Consider the following 5943-nt stretch of genomic DNA (forward strand, 5'->3'; position numbering starts at 1 on the left):
ACTTTGCCAAGCTGCTGCGGTGGGCAGCCGCTTTTTTGCGTCTAATTTTCCAATGGCTTTCTAATTATCAAAGAACCATCTCTTACGGTGACGCTTTATCAAAATAGACTTTTTCAGAACCGACTATTTACTCTTTTTGTCTTTAATTAAAGCACAAGGTATGCCAGGGTGAAGGAGAGCCGGGTATCATCATGCAACCATTTGAAATAACAAGTATAAAATTATATTTCCACCCGAGGTGTTCTCCAGCTCTCGCTCATTTCCTGAAATAATCGTTCAGTCGATTGAATGAAACAATTTAAAATATTGAGCGAAAAGACCGTATCTGTCGAGATAAGCTAACCGGGCGCTTTACATGATAGAGGGTGACGAAGTACCTGACAAAAGGGGAGGCTTGGGGAGATGCGCCGTTTACATTGTCATGGATTTGCGATTAGCGGATTGTGACCCTTGGGCATGACAGTCATCGATTCCCGTTGCGAGATCGGCGCGAGCATGCTTTAATGGAAATCATTAGAGATGCATCGCCGATTTCAGCCTGTTTCGAAGGGCAAACCGTCTTGTTCGCTGCTCCGTAACAGGCCTTGCCTTGCCGGGGTATGAAGTTGCACATGCATGCCGTGGATGGGCAGATGTGTGAAAGAGGATCGGAGTGTTGCAAGCCGGTTTCGGGCTGTATGTCATCATACATATCAGAATGCTGGGCGACCGGAGCGGTTTTATCACTTGCCATGTTGGTGTATAATCGGAAGGGGTACATGACACTGGATAACGCCAACAAGAGCCCCGTAATGGGTATCGAAAGAACCGTTATTCATCTGTTCGCATACGAGCATCCTATCAATTTCCCGGCTCTCCGTCAGCAAAGCTCGGCAACAAGCTTTAGACAGGAATCCCCATGTTTATGGATGGGAGAGTGTCCGACAGAAAATGTTGTGCGTGACCCATGAAAACCGCATCCCACTGAGAATCAGATCAGCATATTGCACGCATTAGGCATTGTGGAACGCACAGACGGTTGTGTAAAGATGTCCGTGCGAAAAAGAAGGATTTATTTTAAACGGTAACGCAATGAATAGAAAAAAATCCTTAATTATTCCGACCATACTATGCGGAGGTGCGGGTACACGTCTCTGGCCACTATCCCGAGACAGTTATCCTAAACAACTTCTGCCCCTTGCATCAGAAAAGACAATGCTACAGGAAACAGCAGTTCGGATGCTTGGCTTTACCCATCCGAAAATTGACGTTTCAAATCTCCCCCTGATAGTCTGTAACGAGGAACATCGTTTCCTTGTCGCGGAACAGATGCGAAACATCGGGATTGGCCGAGCTTCGATTATCCTGGAGCCGTTCGGTCGTAACACCGCTCCTGCGCTTACCGTTGCAGCACTTCATGCGACACAAAATGGACAGAATCCTTTATTGCTTGTTATGCCTTCGGATCATGTTGTATCGGATATCAGCGCTTTTCATCGGGCGCTCACAGTGGGTGCAAGACACACCCTTTCAGGCGCGATAGTTACTTTCGGCATTGTTCCTGATGCACCGGAAACAGGTTATGGGTACATTCAAGCCGATGATGAAGCCCCGATTTCGGACGAGATTTTTCCCATTATCCGTTTTGTAGAAAAACCTGACCGAAAAGCAGCACAAAGTTATCTGGCAGCCGGTGGATATTACTGGAATAGCGGTATGTTCTTTATGCAGGCGGAAACGTGGCTGAAGGTAATCAAGCAACTGCAACCCGTGATGTTTCAAGCTTGTCATACCGCCTTTGAGCGAGGGAAACACGACACTGATTTTTTGCGACTTGATCGTGAATCGTTTGCCGCATGTCCTGCCGATTCCATCGATTATGCGGTTATGGAGAGGCTGGGTTTATTACCTGAATCAGGCACCCACGGCATAGTTATGCCAATAAATGTGGGCTGGTCCGATGTAGGGGCTTGGGACGCTGTGTGGCAGATCAGTAAAAAAGACAGCAAGGGAAATAGTGTTACCGGTGATGTTCTGTTGGAGGATACGGAGTCATCTCTGGTTATCTCCACCTCCCGTTTAGTGTCCTGTGTGGGTATCAATGAGCTTGTCGTGGTTGATGCATCCGATGCGGTTTTAATTGCAAGGAAAGACAAGGCACAAAACGTCAAGCAAATTGTGGAAAAACTTAAGGAAAAAAACCGGAAAGAGGGTAGGGTACATCGCAGAGTATATCGCCCATGGGGATGGTATGATTCTTTGGAACAAGGAGAGCGGTTTCAAGTCAAACACATTTTGCTTAACCCCGGCGCTATGCTCAGCTTACAGTGGCACAAACACCGTTCTGAGCATTGGATTATCGTTAAAGGAACGGCCAAGATCACGTACGGCGCTGAAACGATTGTTCTCAATACAAATCAATCGATTTTCATTCCCGCTGGGAAAAAGCATCGTGTAGAAAACCCTGGCCGGGATACACTCGAACTTATAGAAGTCCAGTGTGGTTCTTATCTTGGAGAAGACGATATTATCCGGCTTGAAGATCATTACGGCAGGGTATAGAAGAATTTGAGGAAAATAAAATGAAACGAATTGCACTCATCACCGGTGTCACAGGACAGGATGGCTCATATCTGGCCGAATTTCTGTTAGAAAAAGGATATGAAGTTCATGGTATTAAACGCCGTGCGTCACTTTTCAACACAGACCGGATTGACCACCTCTATCAGGATCCTCATGTGAGTGATCGCCGCTTTATCCTTCACCATGGTGATTTAACCGATTCGTCCAACTTGATTCGGGTTATTCAACAAATTCAGCCATCTGAAATATACAACCTTGCCGCCCAGTCGCATGTGGCCGTTTCCTTTGAAGTACCGGAATATACGGCCAATTCTGATGCGCTCGGTACCTTACGCCTTCTGGAAGCCATACGCATCCTGGGACTGGACAAAACAACCAGATTCTATCAGGCCTCCACTTCTGAATTGTTTGGTAAAGTTCAGGAGATACCACAAAAAGAAACAACGCCGTTTTATCCGCGCAGTCCTTACGCAGTTGCCAAATTATATGCCTATTGGATTACCGTCAACTACCGTGAGGCTTACGGGATGTATGCTTGTAACGGCATTCTTTTTAATCATGAATCCCCTGTCCGTGGAGAGACATTTGTTACTCGCAAAATCACGCGGGCTCTGGCGCGCATTAAACTGGGCCTGCAGGATGCACTTTATATGGGCAATCTTGATGCGAAACGGGACTGGGGGCATGCCCGTGATTACGTTGAAATGCAGTGGCTTATGCTCCAGCAAGATGCACCGGAAGATTTTGTCATCGCTACAGGCGTGCAATACAGTGTTCGCGATTTTATCAATGCGGCGGCAACAGAACTGGAAATGAAAATCCGCTGGGAAGGCAAGGGGTTGGACGAGATCGGCTATTGGTGTTCGAACGGTACGACGGTTGAAGATAAGCCGATTGTTCGCATTGATCCCCGCTATTTCCGGCCCACAGAGGTGGAAACCCTTTTAGGCGACTCGACCAAAGCACGAGATAAACTTGGATGGATGCCGAAAATCTCCTTTCAAGAGCTTGTTGCCGAAATGGCCAGAGAGGACTTTAAAATGGCTGAACGGGACAAGCTGGTGAGAACAAGCGGTTATACGGTGTACTGCCATCATGAGTGAGTTTTCAAGTAAATGAGAATCTATACCGAATTTTCCATCGGGACATTGGTCGACTTACGTTGTCCGACATGGCAGGTCTGGCGGATAGCCGGTAAGCGCTTCCCTTTTCCCGCTTTGCGGCCCTGTCATTAAAACCATGCTCACCGTTCAGGAACGGGGACTCCCGTTCATCACATTGAAAGAAGCGACAATTCGCGTCAGGGATCGGTTTATTCTGCCCGGGACGTCCTGGGAAATCAGAACCGGCGAACAGTGGGCCGTACTGGGCCCCAACGGGGCCGGTAAATCCTCCCTGGTCAAGGCGCTCACGGGCGAGCTGCCCTGCGTGCGCGGCAGGATCACGCGTCACTTTCGGAAAGAGACCCGCGAGGCCGTCGGTTACGTCTCTTTTGACCTTCAGGAATATCTCGTCGCGGCGGAAGACGCCCACGACATGGGGCACAACGGACTGGAAGGGCGGTTGAAGGCAAGGGAGACGATTCTCGAAGGCTTTTGTGATCGTCCCGCCGACATGGACGCGTTCAACCGGATCGTGGACCTGCTGGGGATTCGCCGCCTCCTCGACAGGAGGTTTCGTCATCTTTCCTCCGGAGAGATGAGAAGGGTAATCATCGCCCGGGCGCTCATCAGGTCACCGGAAATGCTCATCCTGGACGAGCCCTTTGCGGGTCTGGACGCCCGCTCCCGGAAGACCGTGCGGGAGACGATCGAGGGGCTCATTGCCGGGGGCATGCAGGTAATTCTCGTGACTCATCGCCAAGAGGAGATCTTCCCGTGGATTTCCCATGTTATTTGCCTGAAAAATGGCAGGGTGTTTTCCCAGGGATCGAGGGATGAGGTGCTCACGCCGGAAAATCTCAAAAGACTGTATCTTCGCGAGCAGAGTGGGACCCGGCCAGGTCTGGACCGGGGCCGTGCCCTTGACACCGCCGCCGGCGGGACGGGGGAAATCATGGTTGAAATGAGGCAGGTAACGGTCAAATACGGCGAGGCGACCATCCTCGATCACCTCGACTGGACGGTCAGGCGGGGGGAGAATTGGGCAGTCGTCGGGCCCAACGGCTCGGGAAAATCCACCCTCCTGAGCCTTGTCACGGCCGACAATCCGCAGGCCTACGCCAACGAGATTTATCTTTTCGGCAGGCGCCGGGGAACCGGCGAGAGCCTCTGGGAAATCAAGCGTCGCATCGGCATGGTTTCAGCGGAACTCCAGGTTCGATACAGGCGGGACATTACGGTCTATGACGTGACGGCGTCAGGCCTGTTCGAGTCCATCGGGCTTTATCGACGACTGACCGCGACGCAGACAGAACAGGTTGAGAGGTGGCTTGGCTTTTTCGGCATTGCCGATATGGCCCACAGGATATTCACGAGGCTCTCTTACGGCGAGCGGCGCATGATCCTGCTGGCCCGGGCGATGGTCAAATCGCCGGAAATGCTCGTCCTGGACGAGCCCTGCCAGGGACTGGACGGGGAGAATAGACGCCTGTTTCTCGATATGGTGGAGATGGTCGGCAGCCGGACGGACACCACCGTCATCTACGTTACCCACTACGAAAGCGAAATTCCGAAATGCACCAACCGCATACTCCGCCTGGAGAAACCGCTTTGCAGTCTGCCGTCATGATCGCTTGCCCCGTCGGCGTCCGCCCGGATGCGCTTTTACGCTCCGCGTTGCCCTGCACTGATTCTTCGAGTCGTGTAAAGGCTCTTGGCCGCTCAACGGTTCGCTTATGCCGGACATCACACAATCTCCCGTATGGTCGTCGGAATGCCGCACCTATTGCCTGGAAAACCTCGCCACAGACGCCGAGGCGTTCACTTCTTATGGCGAGAGCCTTGCTCTTAGCTTCGATCGTAATTTCTTGCAGCGCCTTGAGATCCCGTTCGCTGTTGGCCCATTCGAAACGATGATCGGTCTGAGAGCCAGTTCTTTGCGGAGGACCGGAGCCAGGTAGCCGCATAAGACATGCCCACGGATGGTTTCATCCTGGAGTGAATCGATGATCGTCCGGCGATCCGAGACATCCTTACGGGCCTGCTTCTCAGTGAGGCAAAATAGCCAATTTCGGCCACAATCACTTTAATTTTAGGGCTCATTTCCGGTTTGTCCTTGAAAAAAGGGTGTCCCCTTGCACGTTTCTGAAATTACAAAGTCGTATCTGAAAAACATCATAACCATTTAATATTAATTGACAATGATCATTTTTTATGCGATGTAATTTGCAAGATTTTAACCCTTAACCCCTATTTTTCTTGCAAATTACACAGATGAAAC

Annotated in this window: 3 protein-coding genes; all 3 read left to right on the forward strand. The window is 50.5% G+C overall.

All coding sequences use genetic code 11. The features are described from left to right. Window positions 1-1071 precede the first annotated feature (1071 nt). On the forward strand, window positions 1072-2541 hold the full coding sequence (locus tag GX147_09915) for a mannose-1-phosphate guanylyltransferase/mannose-6-phosphate isomerase (GenBank protein NLN60987.1): 1470 nt from the start codon (window positions 1072-1074) through the stop codon (window positions 2539-2541). 20 nt (window positions 2542-2561) lie between these two features. Then, window positions 2562-3665, forward strand: a complete 1104-nt coding sequence (gmd, locus tag GX147_09920) for a GDP-mannose 4,6-dehydratase (GenBank protein NLN60988.1) — start codon at window positions 2562-2564, stop codon at window positions 3663-3665. Window positions 3666-3840: 175 nt separating this feature from the next. Continuing rightward, window positions 3841-5292, forward strand: a complete 1452-nt coding sequence (locus GX147_09925) for an ATP-binding cassette domain-containing protein (protein NLN60989.1) — start codon at window positions 3841-3843, stop codon at window positions 5290-5292. Window positions 5293-5943: the final 651 nt, after the last annotated feature.

Source organism: Deltaproteobacteria bacterium, assembly GCA_012522415.1.
GTDB lineage: Bacteria > Desulfobacterota > Syntrophia > Syntrophales > JAAYKM01 > JAAYKM01.

What these genes read in the sequence shown, in the direction of transcription:
- GX147_09915 (NLN60987.1), top strand. Translation starts at nt 1,072, where the DNA reads ATGAATAGAAAAAAATCCTTAATTATTCCGACCATACTATGCGGAGGT.
- gmd (NLN60988.1), top strand. Translation starts at nt 2,562, where the DNA reads ATGAAACGAATTGCACTCATCACCGGTGTCACAGGACAGGATGGCTCA.